This window comes from Spirulina subsalsa PCC 9445, assembly GCF_000314005.1.
GTDB lineage: Bacteria > Cyanobacteriota > Cyanobacteriia > Cyanobacteriales > Spirulinaceae > Spirulina_A > Spirulina_A subsalsa.
In genome coordinates, this window is sequence record NZ_JH980292.1 from 3,058,019 (window position 1) to 3,080,617 (window position 22,599).

General features: G+C 48.4%; 23 protein-coding genes. All 23 read left to right on the top strand.

All coding sequences use genetic code 11. The features are described 5' to 3' along the window. The first annotated feature begins 2 nt into the window (after positions 1-2). The 23 genes from SPI9445_RS0113875 (at position 3) to SPI9445_RS0113985 (ending at position 22,568) form a co-directional block, all read left to right on the top strand. Positions 3-1,220, top strand: coding sequence for a DegT/DnrJ/EryC1/StrS family aminotransferase (locus SPI9445_RS0113875; protein ID WP_026079786.1), 1,218 nt, complete (start codon positions 3-5; stop codon positions 1,218-1,220). A gap of 78 nt (positions 1,221-1,298) precedes the next feature. Beyond that, positions 1,299-2,309 (top strand): Gfo/Idh/MocA family protein, encoded by a 1,011-nt coding sequence (locus SPI9445_RS0113880; protein WP_017305363.1) that lies wholly within the window; start codon positions 1,299-1,301, stop codon positions 2,307-2,309. Positions 2,310-2,504: 195 nt separating this feature from the next. Continuing rightward, a complete protein-coding gene (locus SPI9445_RS0113885; RefSeq protein ID WP_017305364.1) occupies positions 2,505-3,128 on the top strand; it encodes an acyltransferase in 624 nt (207 codons plus the stop codon). Between the two features lie 10 nt (positions 3,129-3,138). Continuing rightward, the gene (locus tag SPI9445_RS0113890; RefSeq protein ID WP_017305365.1) at positions 3,139-4,659 is read left to right on the top strand and encodes an NAD(P)/FAD-dependent oxidoreductase; all 1,521 of its coding nucleotides are present in this window, start codon (positions 3,139-3,141) and stop codon (positions 4,657-4,659) included. After that, positions 4,656-5,294 (top strand): class I SAM-dependent methyltransferase, encoded by a 639-nt coding sequence (locus SPI9445_RS0113895; protein ID WP_017305366.1) that lies wholly within the window; start codon positions 4,656-4,658, stop codon positions 5,292-5,294. The genes SPI9445_RS0113890 and SPI9445_RS0113895 overlap by 4 nt, the downstream gene beginning before the upstream one ends. A 152-nt stretch (positions 5,295-5,446) precedes the next feature. Next, a complete protein-coding gene (locus SPI9445_RS0113900; protein ID WP_017305367.1) occupies positions 5,447-5,776 on the top strand; it encodes a hypothetical protein in 330 nt (109 codons plus the stop codon). Between the two features lie 9 nt (positions 5,777-5,785). After that, positions 5,786-6,484 carry an SDR family NAD(P)-dependent oxidoreductase gene (locus tag SPI9445_RS0113905; protein WP_017305368.1) on the top strand — a complete coding sequence of 233 codons (699 nt, stop codon included), beginning with the start codon at positions 5,786-5,788 and terminating at the stop codon, positions 6,482-6,484. 45 nt (positions 6,485-6,529) lie between these two features. Continuing rightward, positions 6,530-7,033 carry a hypothetical protein gene (locus SPI9445_RS0113910; protein ID WP_017305369.1) on the top strand — a complete coding sequence of 168 codons (504 nt, stop codon included), beginning with the start codon at positions 6,530-6,532 and terminating at the stop codon, positions 7,031-7,033. A 17-nt stretch (positions 7,034-7,050) separates the two neighbouring features. Next, positions 7,051-8,418 carry an ANL family adenylate-forming protein gene (locus SPI9445_RS0113915; RefSeq protein ID WP_017305370.1) on the top strand — a complete coding sequence of 456 codons (1,368 nt, stop codon included), beginning with the start codon at positions 7,051-7,053 and terminating at the stop codon, positions 8,416-8,418. A 106-nt stretch (positions 8,419-8,524) separates the two neighbouring features. Continuing rightward, entirely contained in the window at positions 8,525-9,160 is a 636-nt protein-coding gene (locus tag SPI9445_RS25585) for an acyltransferase (RefSeq protein WP_017305371.1), read from the top strand. After that, positions 9,157-10,053, top strand: coding sequence for an esterase/lipase family protein (locus SPI9445_RS27655; RefSeq protein ID WP_017305372.1), 897 nt, complete (start codon positions 9,157-9,159; stop codon positions 10,051-10,053). Before SPI9445_RS25585 ends, SPI9445_RS27655 begins: the two co-directional genes overlap by 4 nt. Before the next feature lie 15 nt (positions 10,054-10,068). Beyond that, the gene (locus SPI9445_RS0113930) at positions 10,069-10,722 is read left to right on the top strand and encodes a GNAT family N-acetyltransferase (RefSeq protein WP_017305373.1); all 654 of its coding nucleotides are present in this window, start codon (positions 10,069-10,071) and stop codon (positions 10,720-10,722) included. 34 nt (positions 10,723-10,756) lie between these two features. Then, positions 10,757-12,310: a glycosyltransferase family 39 protein gene (locus tag SPI9445_RS0113935; protein ID WP_017305374.1), complete on the top strand. Its 1,554-nt coding sequence runs from the start codon at positions 10,757-10,759 to the stop codon at positions 12,308-12,310. Positions 12,311-12,326: 16 nt separating this feature from the next. Next, on the top strand, positions 12,327-13,388 hold the full coding sequence (locus SPI9445_RS0113940) for a lysylphosphatidylglycerol synthase transmembrane domain-containing protein (RefSeq protein ID WP_017305375.1): 1,062 nt from the start codon (positions 12,327-12,329) through the stop codon (positions 13,386-13,388). A 16-nt stretch (positions 13,389-13,404) separates the two neighbouring features. Then, the gene (locus tag SPI9445_RS0113945) at positions 13,405-14,478 is read left to right on the top strand and encodes a polysaccharide deacetylase family protein (protein ID WP_017305376.1); all 1,074 of its coding nucleotides are present in this window, start codon (positions 13,405-13,407) and stop codon (positions 14,476-14,478) included. Positions 14,479-14,850: 372 nt separating this feature from the next. Continuing rightward, a complete protein-coding gene (apcA, locus tag SPI9445_RS0113950) occupies positions 14,851-15,336 on the top strand; it encodes an allophycocyanin subunit alpha (RefSeq protein ID WP_017305377.1) in 486 nt (161 codons plus the stop codon). 120 nt (positions 15,337-15,456) lie between these two features. After that, on the top strand, positions 15,457-15,942 hold the full coding sequence (gene apcB / locus SPI9445_RS0113955; protein ID WP_017305378.1) for an allophycocyanin subunit beta: 486 nt from the start codon (positions 15,457-15,459) through the stop codon (positions 15,940-15,942). A gap of 216 nt (positions 15,943-16,158) precedes the next feature. Further along, positions 16,159-16,362: a phycobilisome linker polypeptide gene (locus tag SPI9445_RS0113960; protein WP_026079788.1), complete on the top strand. Its 204-nt coding sequence runs from the start codon at positions 16,159-16,161 to the stop codon at positions 16,360-16,362. A 101-nt stretch (positions 16,363-16,463) separates the two neighbouring features. After that, positions 16,464-17,672: an FtsW/RodA/SpoVE family cell cycle protein gene (locus SPI9445_RS0113965; protein WP_017305380.1), complete on the top strand. Its 1,209-nt coding sequence runs from the start codon at positions 16,464-16,466 to the stop codon at positions 17,670-17,672. A 134-nt stretch (positions 17,673-17,806) separates the two neighbouring features. Then, a complete protein-coding gene (locus SPI9445_RS0113970; protein WP_017305381.1) occupies positions 17,807-19,462 on the top strand; it encodes a D-Ala-D-Ala carboxypeptidase family metallohydrolase in 1,656 nt (551 codons plus the stop codon). A 486-nt stretch (positions 19,463-19,948) separates the two neighbouring features. Then, a complete protein-coding gene (locus SPI9445_RS25595; protein ID WP_017305383.1) occupies positions 19,949-20,926 on the top strand; it encodes a hypothetical protein in 978 nt (325 codons plus the stop codon). A gap of 145 nt (positions 20,927-21,071) precedes the next feature. Beyond that, entirely contained in the window at positions 21,072-21,317 is a 246-nt protein-coding gene (gene psaC / locus SPI9445_RS28595) for a photosystem I iron-sulfur center protein PsaC (RefSeq protein ID WP_012307203.1), read from the top strand. Positions 21,318-21,683: 366 nt separating this feature from the next. After that, entirely contained in the window at positions 21,684-22,568 is an 885-nt protein-coding gene (locus tag SPI9445_RS0113985) for a hypothetical protein (protein ID WP_017305384.1), read from the top strand. Positions 22,569-22,599 lie beyond the last annotated feature (31 nt).

The following is a 22,599-nucleotide window of genomic DNA, read 5'->3' on the forward strand; positions in this document are numbered from 1 at the left end:
TCATGACTACATTTGCAGTCCCCCCGCGTATGGTGTCCTTGCCTTCAGATCAAGATGCTTCCGGTCGGACCCTGGGAGAAGCGGAAATTCGATTAGTCGCTGAGGCGATTAATAGCGGCACTTTAACCGGAACAAAAGGTACATTTGTTAAGCAATTAGAACAGGAATTTGCTCAATTATTAGGGGTGAAATATGCCTATAGTTGCGCTTCCGGTTCGGCGGCGGTTCATGTGGCGATCGCAGCCATTGATCCCGAACCCGGTGATGAGATTGTCACCACCTCCATTACAGACATGGGTGCATTAACCCCTATTGTCTATCAGGGCGCGATCCCCGTCTTTGCAGATGTGGATCCCCGCACGTGGAATGTGACGGCGGCGAGTATTGAGCAAGTTCTGAGCGATCGCACTAAAGCCATTATTGTGACCCACCTATTCGGCAATCCCTGCGAAATGACCGAAATTATGGCACTGGCTCAATCTCGCAATATTCCCGTCATTGAAGATTGCGCCCAGTCCTTCCTTGCCACCCATAATAATCAATATGTTGGGGCGATTGGTGACATTGGCTGTTTTAGCTTACAGCAAGGAAAGCACATCACCACAGGTGAAGGCGGAATCGTCACCACCAATGATGATGCACTCGCTCGTCGTATGTTCTTATTTATCAATAAAGCATGGGGTTACGGGGATCCCAAGCCGGATCATTATTTCTTAGCCTTGAATTACCGGATGTGTGAATTACAAGGCGCTGTTGCTGTGGCACAGTTGCAAAAACTGCCCGAAATCGTCCAAGCGCGACGCACCACGGCCGCTCAACTCACAGCGCAAATCCAAGACCTCCCCGGCATTACCCCCCCTTGGATTGATCCCCGCAACACCCACAGTTACTGGAAATATTGCCTGAGTGTGGATAGTACCATCATCCCCGATGGAGCCGTGGGATTAGCCAAACCGCTAAAAGAAAAAGGCATTTTCTCCGCCCCCCGTTATATCCAAAAACCCGCCTTTCAGTGTGAAGTATTCCGGGAACAGCGCACCTTTGGGAACTCTCGTTTCCCCTTCACCTTAGCCCGTCCTGAAGCGGTAGACTACAGCCCGGAAAAATTCCCCGGTAGCTTTGCCGGACTCGAAGCAGTCCTAGTGTTGCCTTGGAATGAATGCTACACAACGGATCATGTGAACTATATTGCTGAATCTTTGCGTGAAGTGTTGGCTTAGGTCGAAATCCAGAGGGGGGAAGCCTTACAGGCATCCCCTCTCCCTAAAATTATTCACCCTTCTTTGGTTAATCTAATCATGACTAAAAAATTAAGTTTCGGTTTAGTGGGTGCCGGTGCGATCGCCCAAGCCTATGGCCAAGCCTTCCCCCAAGCAGAATACGCCGAATTAGTCGCCGTTGCAGATGTGCGTCCCGAAGCGGCCAAAAACCTCGCCCAAGTGGTCGGCGCTCGCAGTTATGCTTCCTACCAAAAGATGGCCGAAACGGAAAAACTGGACGGGGTGATTATTTGCACCCCTCCCAGTACCCACCCCGACATCTGCCTCTACTTCATCGAAAAAGGGATTAACGTCCTCTGTGAAAAACCCTTTAGCATTGACAGTCGGAGCGCCTACGCCATGCGAGACGCGGCTAAAAAGGCCGGGGTTTTGATTACAATGGCCTCGAAATTCCGTTATGTGCAGGATGTGATCCGAGCGAAAAGTATTGTTGAATCGGGGATTTTGGGCGAAATTGTCTTATTTGAAAACGCTTTCACCGCCCGGGTGGATATGTCCGAACGGTGGAACGCCAATCCGGCCATCAGTGGGGGCGGGGTGTTGATGGACAATGGCACCCATTCGGTGGATATTATGCGTTATCTTCTCGGCCCCATTGCTCAGTTGCAAGTGGTGGAGGGCAAACGGATTCAAGGTTTAGCGGTGGAAGATACCGCCCAGATGTTTGTGATGAGTGAATCGGGCGTGCGGGGTAGTATTGACTTGTCTTGGAGTTTGAATAAAGAACTAGATTACTTTATCCGCATTTACGGTTCTCAGGGGACGATTTCGGTAGGCTGGAAAGAGTCGAAATATCGGCAGGCCAGTAGCCCGGATTGGATTGTGTTTGGAACGGGGTACAACAAAGTTCAGGCTTTTTGCCGTCAGTTGGACAACTTCTCCCAAGCCATTCAAGCCGAGGCCCCCTTATTGATTACGGTGGAGGATGCGATCGCCTCCGTAGAAGTCCTCGAAACCGCCTACGCCGCCCTACCCCAAAGTCATTGGGTATCCGTTGCCCCCCTGAAAATGCCCGTCGCCGTTGGTTAATTTTCTAGGGAACAGGGAAGTCGGGAGTCGGGAATAGGGAATGGGGAATGGGGAGTGGGGAGTGGGGAATAGGTAATAGGTAATAGGGAATAGGTAATAAGTCTGAATTCCTCGTCTTTCCCTCTCCCCTGCTCCCCTGCTCCCCTGCTCCCCCTTCCCAGCAAGCCCTAGATAGACCTTTATTCCCGAAAACCTGTGAACTCAATTCGTATTCATCCCACCGCCATCATTGAAGAAAACGTCCAAATCGGGGCGGAAACCTCCATTTGGGACAACGTGCATATTCGGCACTCCAGCCAAATTGGGGAACAGTGCATCATCGGGGAAAAGACCTATATTGCCTATGGGGTGAAAATCGGCGATCGCGTCAAAATCAACGCCTTCGTTTATATTTGTAACGCCGTCACCCTAGAAGACGGCGTAATGATTAGCGCCGGAACCGTCTTCACCAACGACCGATTCCCCCGTGCCGCCACCCCCGACCTACAACAACTCTGGACATCAGACCCCGACGAACACACCCTCCCCACTCTAGTTAAAGCCGGGGCCACCATTGGCGCTCATTGCACCATCGGCAATGATTTAACCATCGGTCGTTTCGCCATGGTAGGAATGGCCGCCCTCGTCACCAAATCCATCCCCGACTTTCATCTAGCCATCGGACACCCCGCCAAGTCCGTGGGCTGCGTCTGTCGTTGCGGGAATCCCCTAATGCGCTTCCCTGATGATAATACAGCCGTCAACGTGAAAAAAGTCGTCTGTTCCGCTTGTGGTCGTGCCTACGAGATTCAAGATCGGCAAGTGTTGGAAATCAACTAATCATTAACCCATGAAACCCACCCCCCCACAAACCCCGCAAAACCCCGATTCCGTCCCCCCCTTCCCAAGTGAGGATAATGTCCCCCCCTTCCAAAGGGGGGCTAGGGGGGATAAAGGGGATAAAGTCCCCCCCTTACAAAGTGGAGATAAAGTCCCCCCCTTCCCAAGTGGGGATAAAGTCCCCCCCTTCCAAAGGGGGGCTAGGGGGGATAAACCCCCATCCTGGGGCATTATCGGCGGGGGCATCCTAGGCATGACCCTAGCCCAGCGTCTCATCCAAAGCGGACAGCGCGTGACCTTAATTGAAAGCGCCCCCCAACTGGGTGGATTAGCCAGTGCGTGGCAACTGGATGATTTAATCTGGGATCGTCACTATCACGTTACCCTGCTATCGGATAGCCACCTGCGGGGATTATTGCGAGAGTTGGGACTAGAAGACCAAATGCGCTGGGTCCAGACAAAAACCGGGGTTTATGCCAACAGTCAACTCTATTCCGTCTCCAATGCCCTAGAATTCCTGCTATTCCCCCCCTTAAACCTGATTGATAAAATCCGCCTAGCCGTCACCATTCTCTATGCTTCGAGACTCCAAAACTGGCGTAAACTAGAGCAGATTTCCGTTGTAGACTGGTTAAGGCGTTGGTCAGGCGATCGCACCTTCAAAAAATTCTGGTTGCCCCTCCTGCGTTCCAAACTCGGCGACAACTACCCCAAAGCCTCCGCCGCCTTCATTTGGGCGATTATTGCCCGTCTCTATGCCGCCCGTCGCACCGGACTAAAAAAAGAAATGTTCGGCTACCTCCCCGGAGGCTATGCCCGCCTCCTAGAGCGATTTAGCACCGCCTTAACCGCCCAAGGGGTCAAAATTAACCTCGGGCAGCCCGTTCAACGGGTACAAGCCACCCCAAGCGGTACAGAGATAACCTTTCGGGACGGGTCTAGCCAAATCTTTGATCACGTCATCATCACCGCCGCCGCCCCCCTAGCTGCCCAACTCTGCCCCCAACTCAGTGAAACGGAAAGCCACCGTTTACACAGCATCCAATATCAGGGCATTATTTGCGCCTCCCTCCTCCTCCGTCGCCCCCTAGCCACCTACTACGTCACCAACATCACCGACGACGGCATCCCCTTCACTGGAGTGATTGAAATGACTACCCTCGTCAAACCTGAAGAATTTGGCGGGCGTACCCTAGTATATCTGCCCAAATACGTCCCCGTTGAAGACACCGCCTTTCAGTTAACCGATGAGGAATTAAAAGCCCAATTCATGGCCGCCTTATTGAAAATGTACCCTCATTTGCACCCCGACGACTTATTAAGTTTCCAAGTCTCCCGCGTCAAATATGTTCTCCCCATCTCCACCTTAAACTACTCCCGCAATTTGCCCCCCATGACTACATCTGTACCGGGAATTCATATTATCAACTCCGCCCATATTCTCAACGGTACTCTAAACATTAATGAAACCATCCAACTCGCAAAACGCGCTATTTCAGAAATTTTATCACCCCAACCTACCCAGCCATGAAATTAAAACTTTTACCCCCCCACAGCTTAATTAAAACCGGAACCGTTGACCATGCAGACTGGAACTTTAGACCCATTTTAGGCTGGATTCAACGCCTGCGCTTTCGTTTAGTTCTCTCACTTTTGCCTAAAGAACCCATTGGCAAACTCTTAGAAGTAGGTTATGGCAGTGGGATATTTTTACCCGAACTTAACCAACACTGCTATCAGTTATATGGCACTGACATTCACCATCATCATCAATCTATCACCCAATTATTAGAACAACTCAACATTCAAGCTCATCTCTATGCCAGTAGTGTCGAATCTTTACCCTTTACTGACCAGATTTTTGATACTATTGTAGCCGTAAGTACCCTAGAATTTGTGCAAGATATAGAAGCCGCTTGTTTAGAATTAAAGCGAGTCCTAAAACCGGGACAATCTTTAATTATTATCACCCCGGGACAGTCTCCCTTAGTGGATTGGGGCTTAAAGTTGTTAACCGGAGAAAGTGCCAAAACAGATTATGAAGATCGTCGTCAAACCTTAATTCCGACTTTATTAAAGCACTTTACCCTACAAGAAAAGAAAACCTTTTCCCGTTGGGGTAGTTCTATCTTGTGCTTATATAAAGCCCTAAAACTTTCTTACTAAAAGTTACTATTCCTCAGCTAAAACCTCCCTATATTTTCGATGTAAACAAAAATAAATTAACATGATTTAAGATTAAGATTTTCGCTCCCTATCTAGATTATGGCATATAATATTAGCTATGTTGCTTGTCTTTTAAACAAGGGGCTATACCCATGATTGAATCCACTGACCAAACCCAACAACCAACCGAAAAACTTATTGACCTGATTCTCCAAAGTATTGAAGAAATTGGAGAAGAACAACAGATTGAAGTTCCCACTAACTTAAGCCCAGACACAGCACTATTCGGCAAAAATGGACTGTTCGACTCATTAGGATTAGTGTCCTTAGTCGTGGCACTAGAACAAGGCATTGAAGACGAATTTAAGTTAAGCCTCAGCTTGGCGGATGAACGGGCAATGTCCCAGAAAAACAGTCCTTATCGAACCATTGAATCTTTAGCGAATTATGCTCATAGCCTCATTTCCGAAAAGCAAAACTAGGGGGCAATTATGGAAGCACCTATTACCTTAATTACAGGCACTCGTAAAGGCATTGGCTATTTTTTAGCCCAATATTATAGTCATGCTGGCCATATTGTAATTGGTTGTAGTCGTCATCCCATTGATTGGGAACTCCCCCATTATGAACATTATACCCTAGATGTGGGCGACGAGGAGCAAGTTAAATTGCTGTTTTCGAGTGTCCGCAAAAAGTATAAAAAATTAGATAATTTAATTAATAATGCCGGAATTGCTTCCATGAATCATGCTTTAGTTACTCCCATTTCGACGCTGGAAAAGGTACTCAATACTAATGTTGTTGGTACATTTTTATTCTGTCGAGAAGGGGCTAAACTCATGAAAAAGAATAATTACGGGCGCATTGTTAATTTTACGACTATTGCTGTGCCGTTAAAGTTAGCAGGGGAGGCGGCTTATGTGGCATCAAAAGCGGCCGTTTTAGCCCTGACAGAAGTATTAGCGAGAGAGTTCGCAGATTTCGGAATTACGGTGAATGCGGTGGGTCCAGTACCGATTGAAACGGATTTAATTCGTGCTGTTCCCCCGGATAAAATCCAAGCTTTATTAAACCAGCAAGCTATTAAACGCTTCGGGCAGTTTGAAGATGTTGCGAATGTGATTGATTTTTTTCTGCGTCGTCAGAGTGATTTTATTACCGGACAACATCTTTATTTAGGGGGAGTATAGGTTAGTCGTCGATGATTTTTACTGCCAATACGGGATAAATTAATTATGACTTATTTCTCTGTTTCGTCTATCTTAAAAACCAGTTACCGGAATGATTTAGAACGCTTGATGTTTTTTAATCCTCATCAAGGGAAAGTTCGGGAACAGGTAATGGCTTCTATTGAAGTTTATGGACAGCCTAAAATTATAGAAGAGGAGGGATTTTTAAGGATTACACTGGATTCGGATCTCTGTTCACAATGTTTGTTTGCTTTGGATACTCGACAGCAGTTAATTGGGGTGATTCTCTATGGGCGTGCTAGTCCAGAGAATCTAGTGATTACTCATGTTGCAGTGCAAGAAGATTATGCTAGTGGGGGGATGTATCAGGATCGGTTTTTGGTGTTTCGACTGGTGGCGAAAGTGCGAGACATTGGTCAGAAAATTAAGGGGATTCGGTGGGTGAGTTTAATTTATGGTCTGGGAAAAGAGCAAAAAATTCCGGTTTTTCATGGGGGAGGGAGTCGCCCAACTTCCCAATTTCGGGTTAAGGAAATTATACAAACTTAAGGTGGAGATGAGTAACGATGTATATTGATTTTTTGCAAAGGGTTTTTCGCGAACATGAAGCAGAGGCGGCCATTGTCTGGAAAGATGAGATATGTTCCTATGGCTGGCTGTTAGAAGCGTTTAACTATTGGTTAAACTATCTGGAACAGCAGGGGATTAAAGCGGGAACTGTTGTTAGTTTAGAGGCTGATTTTTCCCCAAATGCGATCGCCCTTTTTTTAGCACTCCTCGAAAAAGGCTGTATTCTCGTGCCTTTGACGGATTCTGTTGCCGCAAAAAAGATTGAGTTTCGCCAAATTGCCCAAGTGGAGGCTATCCTAACCATTGATGAGGGGGATAATATCTGCTTACTCAGAACCAATCATACCGTAGATCACGAGATTTTACTGAGTCTAAAAGTCAAACAAGAACCCGGTTTAGTTCTGTTTTCCTCCGGTTCTACAGGCAAGAGTAAGGCCGCCGTGCATAATTTTGTCCCGTTGTTAGAAAAATTTAAAGTTCCCCGGCATAGTTTCCGCACCCTGACCTTTTTATTATTTGATCATATTGGGGGAATTAATACCCTACTCTACAGTTTAGCCAACGGCGGATTTATCGTCACCTTACAGGATAGATCTCCCGATGCCATTTGTAGGGCGATCGCAAACTATAAGTTACAACTCCTACCTGCCTCTCCCACCCTACTCAACTTAATCCTCCTGAGTGAAGCTTATCAACGCCATGACTTATCCAGTTTAGAAGTCATTACCTACGGCACAGAAGTAATGCCAGAAAGCACCCTCACACGCTTACATCAGCTTTTCCCCCAGGTTAAACTTTTACAAACCTATGGCCTTTCTGAGGTGGGAATTTTACGCTCAAAATCCCGAGATTCTAACTCGTTGTGGTTTAAAATTGGGGGAGAAGGATTTGAAACCCGAATTATTGAAGGTAAGCTGGAAATCCGAGCGCAATCGGCGATGTTAGGCTATTTAAACGCCCCCAATCCCTTCACTGAGGATGGCTGGTTTAAAACTGGGGATGCGGTAGAAGTGGATGGGGAATATATCCGCATTTTGGGCCGAACTTCTGAGTTAATTAATGTGGGGGGAGAGAAAGTTTATCCCATTGAAGTAGAAAGTACCTTAATGTTAATGGATGGCATTGAAGATGTAGCCGTGAATGGCATTTCACACCCGATTACTGGGCAAATTGTTCAAGCGAGAATTAAACTCAAAACCTCAGAAACCTTGCCAGAATTCCGGAAACGAATGTGGCAATTTTGTCAAGATAAACTAGCAAAATATAAAATTCCTCAGAAAGTCGTTTTAGTCGAGGAATGGCTGCATAGTGATCGGTTTAAAAAAATGCGTCGGGAAGTCCCTGCCAATGAGTATAGTCAGTAATCCGTAGGTTGGGTGAAAATGTAACCCGTAATCCGTAGGTTGGGTGGAGCGACAGCGAAACCCAACAATGTAACCCGTAAGTTGATATTGCTCAATCCGATCGACAATGAAAAAACAGGAACGGATCGAAAGCGATCGCTATACCACCGTAGAATACCAACAATTCACCGCCTCGCCCCAGATACGGCAGACGATGAAACTGGCCGGGATGTTGTGCTTGCCCTTCATTTGGCCCCTTGCGATCGCCTCCCGTTCTTCCGACTTCATTTTCCGCACCATTTCCGAACTCCTCTCCCTCCTCCCCTACCTTTTCGGCACCATCATCCGTTACCAATTCTATCGGCACACCCTCACCCACTGCGGGGAAAACGTCGTGATTAGTTTCGGCACCATCTTCCTCTACCGAGATATCACCCTAGGAGATCACGTCCTCATTGGGATGTACAACACCATTCACTACTGCGACTTTGGTTCATTTGTCCTGACCGCCGACGGTTGCCGCTTCCTCAGTGGGGCAAAATACCACAACTTCGAGCGCACCGATTGCCCAATGGCCTTACAGGGGGGGCAACTGCGGCGCGTTGTGATTAGTGATGACTGTTGGATAGGAGCCAATGCCATCATCCTGAACGATCTCGGTACCGGGAGCATAGTGGGCGCCGGGGCCGTAGTCACCAAACCCGTAGAACCTTACACCATCGTTGCGGGAAACCCTGCCACCGTGATTAGGAGACGCTTATGAAACTCATCCGTTGGATTTTAGGCTTATTTGTCCTAGGGTATGGTTTAGGCTGTCAGGCCGCCTCTCCTCCCCCTCCCACCAATGTAGCGGAAAACCCCAACTATACCCCCATCCTGTTCGTCCATGGTCTAGGGTTAAACGCTAGCACATGGAACAATGCGATCGCCCACTTCCAAGCCCAAGGCTACCCCTCCAGCTACCTCCTCGCCCTAGACATCAAACCCAACGACGAAATCAATATTACAGCCGCCGAAAAATTTATAGCCCCCGCCATAGAATCCCTCCTCCAACAAGCCGCCGAAACCGCCCGTCAAGCAGGCATTGATCCCCCCCAAAAAGTAGACATCATCGCCCACAGCATGGGCGCAGTCAGCACACGCTGGTACATCGCCCAAATGCGCCCAGAACGAGTCAGAACCTGGATCGCCGTCGCCGGGGCAAACTACGGCACAAACGCCCTCTGTCCCTACCCCGGCCCCGCCAACCAAGAAATGTGTCCCGCCTTCGCCACCTCCCAAAGAGACAGTTTCGTACAAATCGCCCTCAACGGCACCCCCAGCGCCCCCACAGACCCCAGTCCTTACAGCATCGGCACAAACCCCCCCAACCTACCCACCATTCCCCCCGACCGAGAACGCTGTATTGCCTACTTCACCGTGCGCATTGATCCCGATCGTTGGATTAAACCCGAAGACAGCGCCCAACTCCCCGGCTCCGGAATGCCCAACCTCCAACTCCCCCGTCATTTCCCCGCCCAAGAAACCTCCCCCGGTAACTACCTATTCCAGAAACCTGTTGATCATGATCCCCTCCCCCAAGACCGGGACTTTCTCCAACTGGCGAGTTATCTCATTGAACAAGTAGACCAAAATCTAGACACCCTCTGTCCCTAAGCCTAATTAGAACTAATGGACTATCAAACCATCCCCTTAAGCCCTTCCGCCCGTCCGCCAACACCCGATCTCATCCAACTCCATCAAACCCTCTTACCCACCAGTCCCATCGTCCTCCTCGGCGAAGAATTTATGGGTCAATTTTACTATCGCCATTTGATTCGAGATGGATTAATTACCGGAGCCATTGCCTATGTAGACAACCACCCCGCCGGATTTATTATCGTCACCGCCAATCCTAGCAGATTCATGAGTCAAGCCCTGCGTCGCCATTGGTTCTCCCTAGTTTGTACCTTGTTACTCCCCCTGTTAACCAAACCCCAACGCATCCGGGCCTTATGGGAAGCATGGCAGATTATGCGCCATCGTAACCCCGGAAAACAAGAACCCGGCGCAGGAGAAATCCTCTCCTTGGGTGTTTTACCCCAATATTGTTCTCCCCAATTTGTCCGCCAATCCAAACTAAAAATTGCTCAGGACTTGATGGGAATTGGGCTAGAACAACTGGAAAAACAAGGAATATCTGTCGTGAGAGCCATTGTCGATCAAGATAACACCCCAGCCAAGTTTTTTTATCACGGCCTAGGCTGGCATCTCCACCCAGAACTTATTCCGGGCTGGCGCGTCCCTACCGTTGAATTTCGCCTACATTTTTCCGCAAAACCATAATTTTTTTAATCGTTACTTTAACCAAAAACCGCTTATGTTTTCTTCCCTAAACCCTTACAATACCAATAATTCACCGGAACAGTCTTCCCTTTGTAATAAGATTAATTACAAACTCTTGACTATTATTGGGTTATATTTAATTATTACTGTTCCTCTCGCCGTTCATTTAAACATTTGGATTGATGAAAGTTTTTCCTTACACGCCACTGACAACGATTTAGCCACCGCTATTGACGAAGCCATTAGTTTTGGTGCAAGGCCTCCAGTTTATTTTATTTTATTATTTCTCTGGAGACAACTTCACTCATCCATTTTTTTCGCCCGCTTATTATCCATTCTTTTGGGCGTAATTTTTATTCTCTTAATCCCCACACTATCCAAACAATATTTACCCCAACTCAATCCCTATTGGCTCACCCTATTAGCCGCCTTTAACCCTTACTTTATTTGGGCAGTTTTAGAGATTCGAGAATATCCCTTAATCCTCCTTTGGTCTGCCTTACTTCTAATCACATTTTTTAACGGCTACTTAGCCAACCATCAGCCAAGACTGAATCAAATCGCCTATGGATTTGTCGCCATACTGTCCCTTTATACCTACTATTACCTTGCCTTTATTCTAGTCAGTCATGGTCTAATCTTATTAATTCAAAGGAAGTGGCACAAAGTCCGAGCATTCGCCCTATGTATGTTCATAGATGCTCTTTTATTTATCCCCTATCTTGCCATCCTTAAAAATCAACTGTCCGTCGCAGAATCTCGCAACAGTTCCTTAAAAATTAGCTTATCTTCACTGCTAAGTTCTATCAAATACTTAACCCGGATGGGGGTGAGTTTAGTTTTCCGAAAAGAAATCATGAGCCAAGATTACGCTAATCATTGGTTCAGCTATCTAATTATCGCCATTGTATTAATGGCTATTTTAACCTTAAAACACCACCTTTTAACTAAAATTAGCTGGAGCATTCTATTACTTAATCTCGGATTATTCGGAATTTTGATAGCTGTCATTAACCTATTAGGACAACATACCGTTCTCCCCCGTCATCTCATTTTATTATTCCTCCCTATCCTGTTAGTGACTGGTTTAGTAATTTATCTCATCTCCCACGGCATACAGTCTCACTCGCCCAAATATATAACCTTGACATTGGTTAGCCTTATTTTATTTTTAAACCTGACCTCAACCTACATTATTTATCAACCAATAGCCAAAGAAGGAGATCAAAAACGAGTCAGCACTTATTTAAAGCAAAACGTCCAAGCTTCCGAAAATGTCTTTGTTTTTTCCAATTGCTACCACCTCGCACTAAGTTACTATGATTATGGCTCCGGTAAACTCCATCCTCTACCCCGTGAACTAGAATTTTCTCGCCCTTCCCTAGAGCAACAAACCTTATCCCCCGAAGAAACCCATCAGTTATTAAATAATATCAGTCAATATCACAGCATCTGGTGGGTCAAAGCTGATTTTTGTGATCTCAACGCAACTTGCGCTCAAATTAATGAGTTTCTAACCCAAAATTATACATTGAAGCAAGAAAAACAGTTCTATAAAGCCGATGTGAGTTTGTTGGAAAAAACTTAAGCCATCCTGAATGACTATGCTATCCCTTAACGTTAAAAAACTAACTCAATATTTCTGGTGGTGTCTGGGTCTATTAGTTACAATAGCCTTGTTATCTTGGGCATTACGAGATATTAATTTAATCCAAGTTGGGCAAGCCTTCCAAACGGCTAAACCGACTTGGGTTATTATCGCCCTGATTACCTTTTTAACTTCCTTTTCTTTGAGGGCTAAACGTTGGGGAACTCTCTTAGGAGCAACACGAGATCCCGGCTCGTTTCAGATTCGTCAAACGGCGGTTTTTATTGGTTTTGCGGGGAATTGTGTTTTGCCTGCTCATGGGGGAGAAGTGTTAAGGGGATTAGTCTTAAAACGGTTTGGGGGGATTCCGTTTCCGGTGGCAGTGGGGAGTATTTTCACCGAACGTTTATTAGATGTTGTGGTGGCGTTTATCCTGTTATTACTCGCATTATGGAGTATTTCTCAACAAGGGGTAGAGGGGGTAGAAAATATCCCTGTAGGATGGATTGCTTTACCTTTAATTGGACTCGGTACGGGCTTTTTTTTAGCCGCTTGGTGTCCCCATTGGATGCTAAAAATACTCCAACACGTGCTAAGGGTTTTACCCGGTGCGAGGTGGAAAAATACCCTATTAACGATTGTTCAATCCATTTTAGAAGGGTTAGAAGCTCTCCGTTATCCTCGACGAACGTTTCTGGCGCTATTAGAAACCTTTGGGGTGTGGGGATTGACGGGAATCACCTACTGGGGATTAATGCAGGCCTTTGAGATTCATCAACCTTTGGCTGGGGCGTTTTTTGTGCAAGGATTGGTGGCATTGGCGATCGCACTTCCTTCCTCCCCCGGCTATCTTGGCCCATTTGAAGCCGCCATCCGCTTTGGTTTAGAACGCTATGCCGTCCCCCCCGATACTATCATTGCTTTCGCCCTCCTCCTACGCGCCTTAATGTATCTCAGCTTAATGACCGTCGCCCTCATTTTAGCCCTCCGTCTCGGCCTAAACTGGCGGGATTTTTCCCCTGTTTTTATGAACAGGGAACGGGGAAGGGGGCAGGGGGGCAGGGGGGCAGGGGAATAGTGAATAGCTAAAACTCTTGACTATTGCCTTTTCTCGACTCCCGACTCCCGACTCCCTATTCCCTGTTCCCTGTTCCCCGACTCCCAACTACCCATTACCCATTACCTTAAATCCCATGAACACCAAAAAACCCCTAGCCAGTTTATCCCTTGATCTTGATAACAAATGGTCCTATATGAAAACCCACGGAGACGCAGGATGGGAGGCCTTCCCCTCCTACCTTGATGTTGTCGTGCCTCGATTTTTAGACTTTCTGGAAACCCGCCATTTAACCATTACCGTGTTTATTGTGGGTCAAGATGCCGCCCTCGAAAAGAATCACACCGCCCTCAAACAGATTGCCCAAGCTGGCCATGAAGTGGGGAATCACTCCTTTAACCATGAACCTTGGCTGCACCTGTATTCCGAGGCAGAGATTGAAACCGAGATAGAAAAAGCAGAAAAGGCGATCGCACAGGCCACCGGAAAAACCCCCATCGGCTTTCGCGGCCCCGGTTTTAGCTGTTCCCCCACCGTCCTCAAAATCCTCCAACGTCGGGGCTACCTCTACGATGCCTCCACCTTCCCCACCTTCCTCGGCCCCCTCGCCCGCGCCTACTACTTTATGACCAGTAACCTAAGTAAAGAAGACCTCGACCAACGAAAAGCCCTCTTCGGCAAATTTGAGGAAGGATTCCGCCCCCTCAACCCCTACCAGTGGCGCTTAGATGAAACCCGACTGATAGAAATTCCCGTCACCACCATGCCCCTCTTTAAAATCCCCATCCACTTCAGTTATTTACTCTATCTCAGCGTCTTCTCCCCCCCCTTAGCCAAACTCTACTTTAACCTCGCCCTCACCCTCTGCCGTCTCACCAAAACCCAGCCCTCCCTCCTACTCCACCCCCTCGACTTCCTCGGCACCGAAGATGCCCCAGAACTCGCCTTTTTCCCCGCCATGAACCTCCCCAGTTACAAGAAACTCGCCTACTTGAGCTATTTTGTCGGGGCATTAGGCGATCGCTTTACCCTCGTTCCCCTCCACCAACAAGCCCAAACCCTCGCCCAATCCAGCCTCAAAACCTTTAAACCCCGCTTTGCCCTCAGCTAGTCCCAGAGTTGGGGGGCAGGGGGGCAGGGGAGCAGGGGAGAGGCAATCTCCCGACTCCCGACTCCCGACTCCCGACTCCCTGTTCCCTATTCCCCATTTTTGCTTCATAAAAAGCAAAGAACTTTCCTTGACATTTACTTCTCTTTGTGCAGGCTTTCCTTTATGACCAAAAGATCCCCCATCCTTGGCAAAAAATGAGGAAAACATTACAAAATATTACGAACTCACAACGAAGGTGAACACAATGCCGCAAAATAATTCGGGAAGGTTGCTGACTCTAACCCAATGTGTAGCAGCATCTGCAACCCTGTTAAGAAAAACCAGTTAAATCTCAATCTGGTCTAATTTTTTTAAATTGGAGGAATCCATAGAATGAGTATTGTCACGAAATCCATCGTGAATGCCGATGCAGAGGCTCGTTACCTCAGCCCTGGTGAGTTAGATCGAATCAAAGCATTTGTAACCAGTGGCGCAAGCCGCCTGCGCATTGCTCAAACTCTAACCGAGTCTCGCGAGCGCATCGTAAAAGAAGCTGGCGACAAATTATTCCAACAACGTCCCGACGTGGTTTCTCCTGGTGGAAACGCTTACGGCGAAGAAATGACCGCCACCTGTCTCCGTGATATGGACTACTACCTGCGTCTGATCACCTACGGTGTGGTTGCTGGTGATGTCACCCCCATTGAGGAAATCGGTTTAGTGGGTGTGCGCGAAATGTACAAGTCCTTGGGAACTCCTATTGAGGCTGTTGCTCTGAGCGTCACCAAAATGAAAGAAGTAGCGACTAGCTTAATGTCTGCTGACGATGCAGCCGAAGCTGGCACCTACTTTGACTATGTTGTTGGTGCAATGCAGTAAGGGAATCTCCCCACTGTTGAACATAACCCAACCCAATGATCTGATCGCAAGGGCAGCGCCACCATAAGAACGCCTCCCTGTGAACAATTCTAAGAAATAGGTGAGATAAGGAAATAAACAATGCAAGACGCAATTACCGCCGTTATCAACTCTGCTGACGTTCAAGGAAAGTACCTTGACGCTGCTGCTATGGAGAAGCTGAAAGGCTACTTCGCCACCGGACAACTCCGTGTTCGTGCTGCTAGCGTAATCAGTGCCAACTCTGCTGGTATCGTGAAAGAAGCCGTAGCAAAATCCCTGCTGTACTCTGACATCACCCGCCCCGGTGGGAATATGTACACCACTCGTCGCTATGCTGCTTGTATCCGCGACTTAGACTACTACCTGCGCTATGCCACCTACGCGATGTTAGCTGGCGATCCTTCTATCTTAGATGAGCGCGTTCTCAACGGTTTGAAAGAAACCTACAATTCCTTGGGCGTTCCCATCGGTGCTACCGTTCAAGCCATCCAAGCGATGAAAGAAGTCACCGCTAGCTTAGTCGGTCCCGACGCTGGTAAAGAAATGGGCGTGTACTTCGACTACATTTCCTCTGGTTTAAGCTAAGGTCTTGGACTGATCAGCACCAGACTCCGAATCAAGAAAGCAGTTCGGGTAGTCGGCGAGCGAGTGCTAGTAAGTTAAAGGCTTGTCTATCTGGCTCAAGATAAGTTTTGACCGTCTAGTATTGGTTCGTTAACTCCCGAACTTTGCCATAGGTAGGGAAATGTTGAATCCTTTTCCTTTAGGGTCGTCGATTGAAACAAGAGGATAAATCTAACCATGAGAATGTTTAAAGTCACGGCTTGCGTACCGAGTCAAACTCGTATTCGCACGCAGCGTGAATTACAAAATACTTATTTCACCAAGCTGGTTCCCTACGATAACTGGTTCCGCGAACAACAGCGCATCATGAAAATGGGGGGCAAAATCGTTAAGGTACAACTAGCCACAGGGAAACCCGGAACGAATGCCGGATTATCCTAGGTTAGAGGGCTTGACTTGAGCTTTTTGGGGGAGGTCTTTTCTGGCCTCTCTTTTTGCGTGAAGGTTTGATGCTATGATCCTGACGAGAGAAGTTGTGAGCCATGCCCTTGTTAGCTACACTGCGCTATTTATTTCCCTTTTTTGACCCCGAAGTAATCGACTGGGCGATTGAAGCCCGTTTGTTGCGCTGGTTGACCTTTGTCTGGTTATTCATTGGGCTAGTGATTTTATTCTCGGCTTCCTACCCTGTCGCCGATGCAGAGATGGGGGATGGACTGTATTATTTTAAACGCCAAATCCTTTGGGTGGTGATTGGTTTGATTGGCTTTAATGGCTTGGTGCGATCGCCGTTGCGAGACATCCTCAAATATTCCCACTGGCTGTTCTTCCTCTTCCTCGGTTTAATTTTTGTCACCCTCATTCCAGGAGTCGGCATGACCGTTAATGGAGCCAGTCGCTGGGTCGTCGTTGCCTCCATCCCCCTACAACCGTCAGAACTCATTAAACCCTTCCTCGTCCTCGAAAGTGCCAAAGTTTTCGGCAACTGGGCAAAACTCCCCTGGGCGACTCGTTTGGGGTGGTTGTCCATTTTTGCTGTTCTCATCGGTGCTATTCTCCTCCAACCCAACCTTAGCACCGCCGCCCTGTGTGGGATGAGTCTATGGCTGATTGCCCTAGCGGCCGGCTTGCCCCTCTTGCAACTGGGGGGAACCGCCCTCACAGGGATTATTCTAGGAACCATTAGCATTTCCACCCAATCCTACCAAAAACGCCGGGTCATGTCCTTCCTTGACCCTTGGCAAGACCCGATGGGGGATGGCTACCAACTTATTCAAAGTTTACTAGCTGTTGGCTCTGGGGGAACTTGGGGGGCCGGATTTGGCTTATCCCAACAAAAGTTATTTTATTTACCCATTCAGTACACCGACTTTATTTTCTCCGTTTATGCCGAAGAATTTGGCTTTGTCGGCAGTGCGACGTTATTGGGATTATTGGCGATTTATGGCACCTTGGCGCTGATTGTCTCAATGAAATGCCGTCAACCTGTCCAGCAATTAGTGGCAATGGGAGTCATGATCTTTTTAGTCGGTCAGTCTTTGATTAATATTGGCGTAGCTACAGGGGTTTTACCCACAACAGGTTTACCTCTACCCATGTTTAGTTATGGGGGGAGTTCTGTGATTACCAGTTTAGTCTTAGCGGGGTTATTGGTGCGAGTAGCCCGGGAAAGCAACGAGGCGGAAGTGGTATCCTTGCAAGAACGCCGCCAACAACGCCGAGGGGTTGCTCCCACTGTGATTCAGGAGTGACATCCTCCTCGTGTTACTGAGGGAGTGGCGGGAGTCCTGGCAATGTTGTTAAATTTTGCTGAGTTACTGACAATTCACCCTAAAATCAGGAAGATGGGTGAATTTCATCGAAATCAGCAAGTCCTGTAGGCGTTATGTCACAATTAACACCAGACCAACGAAACTATTACTACCTGTTAGAAGCAGAACGAACGGGGGTGCATAAACCGATTTTAGCTGCTCTGCACTATGCGCATCGGAAACCCTCCTTGAAGGATGGAGAAACCGGATTAGGAGTCGTCGCCGCCGGATCGGTCATGGAGTCTCATCTGGATACCTTTCCTGAACAGGTTCAATATGCGGGGAATTTAGTGCGCAGTTTTACCGATCATCTGACCGATCAGGGATGGAAAGGCACCGATTTATGGAATGCAGAACTGGGGCGTTATAGTAATAGTTTCGTCGAGTTGCTGGCCGATGGCTTCGGGGGATCTCCGGGGAAACCTGTCCAAGGTCGCTTAGAAAAATGCGATCGCGCCGAATTACTCCAAGCCTACAAAAGCGATACCGAACGGGATTATGAAGGCACCCAAGCGGCTCATAATCTGGTAGAACTGGATCGGGAACTCCTCAGCTTAGTGGAGCGTTTAAGTCAGTTTTTTATCGGTTTACCCCATCAACGGGATGCTCTACTCGAAGCGGTGCGCATTTGGCGGAAACTGGACTCCGTAGATGCCACCGTGCAATCCCTCGTCAATAACCCCAGCGCCACCCTGGCCTCTGTCCCTCCCGCCGAGTTGGACTTGTTGCTGAAACAATTTATGCAGCGTGTATCCCCCCATTATGAAGGCTATCCCCACCAACGGGAAGCCCTGCTGCGTTTAACCCAATATTGGCGGCAGTTGCGATCGCGAGAAGAAGCCATCGCCTCCCTCGAAAAGGACACCTCCCCCGACACCGGACTAAAACACCTTGATCCCGCCCTCATTGCCTTTGTCGAGCGCATCCCCGAGTTTTATCAAGGTCAAGGCCAACAGCGTAACGCCCTCACCGAAGGCTTCCGACTCTGGCGCAATCTCGACTCCCGACAGACCGCCGTCGCCACCCTAGGCATTAACCCCACCCTCCTGGCCTCCACAGGCAACGATCCCCAAACCCTGCGACAAGTAGCCATGCAACTGGATCACGAACTGCTCAACTTTGTGCGACGAGTTCCCAGCGCCTACCAAGAACAAACCCAACAAAGGGAAGCCCTGATCCGAATGGTGCAACTGTGGCGGGGTTTAAGCACCTACAACCAAGCCATTGAGTCCCTCACTCAAGACCTGCAACGGATTCAACAACAGCGCAAAGAAGCCGCCCCCCCACCCAAACCTGTAACGATTGTGGTGCCGAGTCGTCCCGCCCGGTGGACAACCAGCAATATTCAACTTTCCGCCTCCATTATCCCCAACGGCAACTTTACCTGGACTGAAGCCACCCGAGGAGGAACCCGGATGCCCCCCAATCAGGCCACCGTGGACGCCATTGTAAGGATTGCCACCCTCGCCCAACAAGCCCGCGATCGCCTTGGTCGCCCCCTCATCATTACCAGTTGGTACCGTCCCCCCCATATTAACCGCGCCGTCGGAGGAGCCAGCCAAAGCCGTCACATCGTCGGGGATGCCATTGATTTTGTCTGTGAGGGACTATCCGGCAATCAACTATATTGGTCTTTAGATCCTTGGTGGCCCGGCGGATTAGGGCGTTATGGTCACTATCCCAACCTTTGTCATATTGATGCCCGAGGCCATCGCGCCCGTTGGGGGTAAATCTTAGACCAGTTAAGGGAACAGGGTAATAGGGAATCGGGAGTCGGGAATCGGGAGTCGGGAGTCGGGAATCGGGAGTCGGGAATCGGGAGTCGGGAGTCGGGAATAGTTAATAATTATCAACTCCCCCTCTCCCCTGCTCCCCTGCTCCCCTGCCATGACTTGAGACAGAGAATTGCTACAATGAAAGCAAAGACCCCATTGAGCCAAGGCATCTCACAGGGTGCAAAGAGGGCTGTTCTAGTCAAAACAAGGCAATTCGGTTGAATGGTCGGAGTACAGCAGAAAACTGAGTTTTTCCTAATCCAGAACGATTCCTCTCAGATTTGTGCCGCCTACAATTTGGGTTATTGCGGGGAATGGTCTAACCCTGGGTGACAGCAGGTAAGGTTCTAGCCCAGGTCAATGATGGTTTTAACCAACCGCAGATCATCGATTGTGGGTCTTGTTTGCCATCCCCTTGTCCGTTTCATTGGTGAAAATACTATGTTTTTTCAATATCCCTCCGTTCAACCCATAATTGCTCAAGCACCCCCAGAACCAGCCGCTAATGGGGAGGAATCATTTGATTTGATGACCACCGCCTTTATGGCCACCAGTGGTTTATTACTGATTGCTGTGATTGGTCTAGTGGTCTACGGCAAGTTACAAATTGATAAACTGAACAAGGCCATTAAGTTTGAGGAATATCGCACCAAAGACCTCCAAAAACGGCTGAAATTAGCCCTTAAAACCATCCAAAAAATGGAAACTAACCCCGACTTAGTTCACTCGCGGGAATTTAACTTAGATTATTTGCGCTTGCGGATGGATGAGGAAGTGTTCCACTATGCCATTGTGAATCAGGTTAAAATTCGGGTCAAAGACTTGATTTCTGTGGCACTGCGTCCCAATACCGCGAATCATCAAGTCGGGATTGCGGCAACAGGGCGACAAGTGGACGAAACCTTTGATGTCACCTATGAAACCGAAGCCCACGGGAAACGAGTACAAGGGGTACTCTTTAGGATTCAGATTAAATTAACTAAATTACCCACTCAGTCCACCTCAACAACCATTAGCCAAATTATTGATTGTATTGAAAAGTTCCTGAGTCCTAATGAGGATCATGATAATTGGCAACCGACCATTCAAGGAAGGGTAGCACGGATGGATTGGGATCAAAAAGCGAAACCCACGCCCCTGTTAGTTTTAGAACAGTCTGGGGAAGGGGTGAATGTGAGTTTCCGCACCAATCCCAATCGTCGGGCAGGGGGGGCTGAGGACGAGTTAGCACCTGCACCTCCCCCACCACCGACCCGAGGCAGAAGTCAGGGAAAACCTCAAAATCCCCCAGCCGGGGCTAAACGTCCGTCTTCCCAACGACCCGCCCGTCCTTCTTCTGGTAGCACCGGAGGGGCTTCCAAAGGAACTCCCCGTCGTCCTAATCCCACGGCTAAACGCAATCCACCAACCAAACGGTGATTTAGACCGGGTTTTTAGGTAACAGAGTGTTACAGATTCTTAAGGGTTGACCCACCTTTCCACTATGAGGATTCAGAGCTAAGGTAAACTAACCGTTAAATCACTAACCCGATTTTAGGAGAACACTCACACTAGGAGTTACTCGATGTCTCATAGCGTCAAAATTTACGATACTTGTATTGGTTGCACTCAATGTGTGCGGGCTTGTCCTTTGGATGTATTAGAAATGGTACCCTGGGACGGTTGTAAGGCTGGACAGATTGCTTCTTCCCCTCGGACGGAAGACTGCGTAGGGTGCAAGCGTTGCGAAACCGCTTGTCCCACCGACTTCCTAAGCATTCGTGTTTACTTAGGGGCAGAAACCACCCGCAGCATGGGTCTGGCTTACTAAAACAAAAACAAACTTTAAATGGTGTGCGAATTAGAGGGCAGGGGTTTAACTTGCCCCTTCTTTTTTTTGTTGATTCTGCCCTATCAAACTGTAAAGAGGGCTTGCTGAATAACTGGGAAACAGGGAACGGGGAACAGGGGAAATTCAGGTTTTTGCCCTCAAGTCTATTTAATTTGGTATAAACGGCTAAAAGTCCTAGTAACACTGCTTAGAGAGATATTCAGCAGACCCTAAAGAGGACTATTCATGGTTTACTGTTCCGGATGGGGGATCTCAAGGGGAGGGAACAGGGAATGAAGACCTTGCGTCTGAAGGTCTTGGTGCGATCGCCTACTGTACTCTTTCGTTCCCCAACTCTTTCGCAGCATGAAGACTCAACCTTTACTCTCTCGTCTCATTCTCTCGGGTTTTTTGGTCATTCTGCCCGCTTTAGGAGTCCAAGCTCAAGACATAGCCCCGGTGATGGCTCAAAGCACAGCTTGTCAGGACTACACCCCCGAAGCGGCCGCCCAAGAAGCCTTACTTATGCAAATGCTCAACCAAGCACGACAACAGGAACAACGCCAAGGATTAGGCAACTTGCAACAGTTTTTAACCCTAGCCGAGCGTTTCTTACCTGGTGCGTTGGGCGATCGCGTAAACCTCGGACAAGTGACCAGCATCCTCAATCAAATCATGAGTTGGGTCGGTGCAGATACTAGCCTGAATCAAGGCGCACCAGACCCGGAAGTTACCCGAGTCATGGAAGTGGTCACGCGTCGTTTAGAACCCCTTTTAAGGCAATCTGGGGGCAATCTAGACCCCAAACAGGTGGTTAATATCTTAATGGATACCGCCTCAGAAGTTAGAGAAGTGAAAGCCCGATTCCCTCAAAATAGCACCCTAGACTATCTCAACGGAGAATTAGAAGCCCTGCGCCGTGAATGTCGTTCTGGCGTGAGTCCTCGTCGTTCTACCCCCCCTCCTGCTCCTGCCCCCATCCCCTCTTCCGGCTCAGGTTTACCTAGTTTACCCCCTCAAGCCGCCAGTCGTTCTGTTCAACTTTATACCCAAACTTGTCAAGACCGAGGGGGTACTATTAGTTCCTATTTTGAAGGGGAAGATACAGGAGAAGGTCGTTTAGACTATCGGCAAATGTTGCAATGTATCCCCGGAGCTCGTGCGTTAGATTGGGCGGATCTCGAAAATGATTGTCTGGCGGCCGGAGGAGAATGGCTAGGGGAGCGTTCTGGCCCCATCTGTCGGTTCTAGGATGGGCTAAGTTGTTTAAGGGAACAGGGGA

Excerpts from the sequence above, each read along its gene's own strand:
- psaC (WP_012307203.1), top strand. The coding sequence starts at position 21,072 with ATGTCTCATAGCGTCAAAATTTACGATACTTGTATTGGTTGCACTCAA.
- SPI9445_RS0113970 (WP_017305381.1), top strand. The coding sequence starts at position 17,807 with ATGTCACAATTAACACCAGACCAACGAAACTATTACTACCTGTTAGAA.
- SPI9445_RS0113875 (WP_026079786.1), top strand. The coding sequence starts at position 3 with ATGACTACATTTGCAGTCCCCCCGCGTATGGTGTCCTTGCCTTCAGAT.
- SPI9445_RS0113935 (WP_017305374.1), top strand. The coding sequence starts at position 10,757 with ATGTTTTCTTCCCTAAACCCTTACAATACCAATAATTCACCGGAACAG.
- apcA (WP_017305377.1), top strand. The coding sequence starts at position 14,851 with ATGAGTATTGTCACGAAATCCATCGTGAATGCCGATGCAGAGGCTCGT.
- SPI9445_RS0113930 (WP_017305373.1), top strand. The coding sequence starts at position 10,069 with ATGGACTATCAAACCATCCCCTTAAGCCCTTCCGCCCGTCCGCCAACA.
- SPI9445_RS0113905 (WP_017305368.1), top strand. The coding sequence starts at position 5,786 with ATGGAAGCACCTATTACCTTAATTACAGGCACTCGTAAAGGCATTGGC.
- SPI9445_RS0113940 (WP_017305375.1), top strand. The coding sequence starts at position 12,327 with ATGCTATCCCTTAACGTTAAAAAACTAACTCAATATTTCTGGTGGTGT.
- apcB (WP_017305378.1), top strand. The coding sequence starts at position 15,457 with ATGCAAGACGCAATTACCGCCGTTATCAACTCTGCTGACGTTCAAGGA.
- SPI9445_RS25595 (WP_017305383.1), top strand. The coding sequence starts at position 19,949 with ATGTTTTTTCAATATCCCTCCGTTCAACCCATAATTGCTCAAGCACCC.
- SPI9445_RS0113895 (WP_017305366.1), top strand. The coding sequence starts at position 4,656 with ATGAAATTAAAACTTTTACCCCCCCACAGCTTAATTAAAACCGGAACC.
- SPI9445_RS0113965 (WP_017305380.1), top strand. The coding sequence starts at position 16,464 with ATGCCCTTGTTAGCTACACTGCGCTATTTATTTCCCTTTTTTGACCCC.
- SPI9445_RS0113985 (WP_017305384.1), top strand. The coding sequence starts at position 21,684 with ATGAAGACTCAACCTTTACTCTCTCGTCTCATTCTCTCGGGTTTTTTG.
- SPI9445_RS0113910 (WP_017305369.1), top strand. The coding sequence starts at position 6,530 with ATGACTTATTTCTCTGTTTCGTCTATCTTAAAAACCAGTTACCGGAAT.
- SPI9445_RS25585 (WP_017305371.1), top strand. The coding sequence starts at position 8,525 with ATGAAAAAACAGGAACGGATCGAAAGCGATCGCTATACCACCGTAGAA.
- SPI9445_RS0113900 (WP_017305367.1), top strand. The coding sequence starts at position 5,447 with ATGATTGAATCCACTGACCAAACCCAACAACCAACCGAAAAACTTATT.
- SPI9445_RS0113890 (WP_017305365.1), top strand. The coding sequence starts at position 3,139 with ATGAAACCCACCCCCCCACAAACCCCGCAAAACCCCGATTCCGTCCCC.
- SPI9445_RS0113960 (WP_026079788.1), top strand. The coding sequence starts at position 16,159 with ATGAGAATGTTTAAAGTCACGGCTTGCGTACCGAGTCAAACTCGTATT.
- SPI9445_RS0113880 (WP_017305363.1), top strand. The coding sequence starts at position 1,299 with ATGACTAAAAAATTAAGTTTCGGTTTAGTGGGTGCCGGTGCGATCGCC.
- SPI9445_RS27655 (WP_017305372.1), top strand. The coding sequence starts at position 9,157 with ATGAAACTCATCCGTTGGATTTTAGGCTTATTTGTCCTAGGGTATGGT.
- SPI9445_RS0113915 (WP_017305370.1), top strand. The coding sequence starts at position 7,051 with ATGTATATTGATTTTTTGCAAAGGGTTTTTCGCGAACATGAAGCAGAG.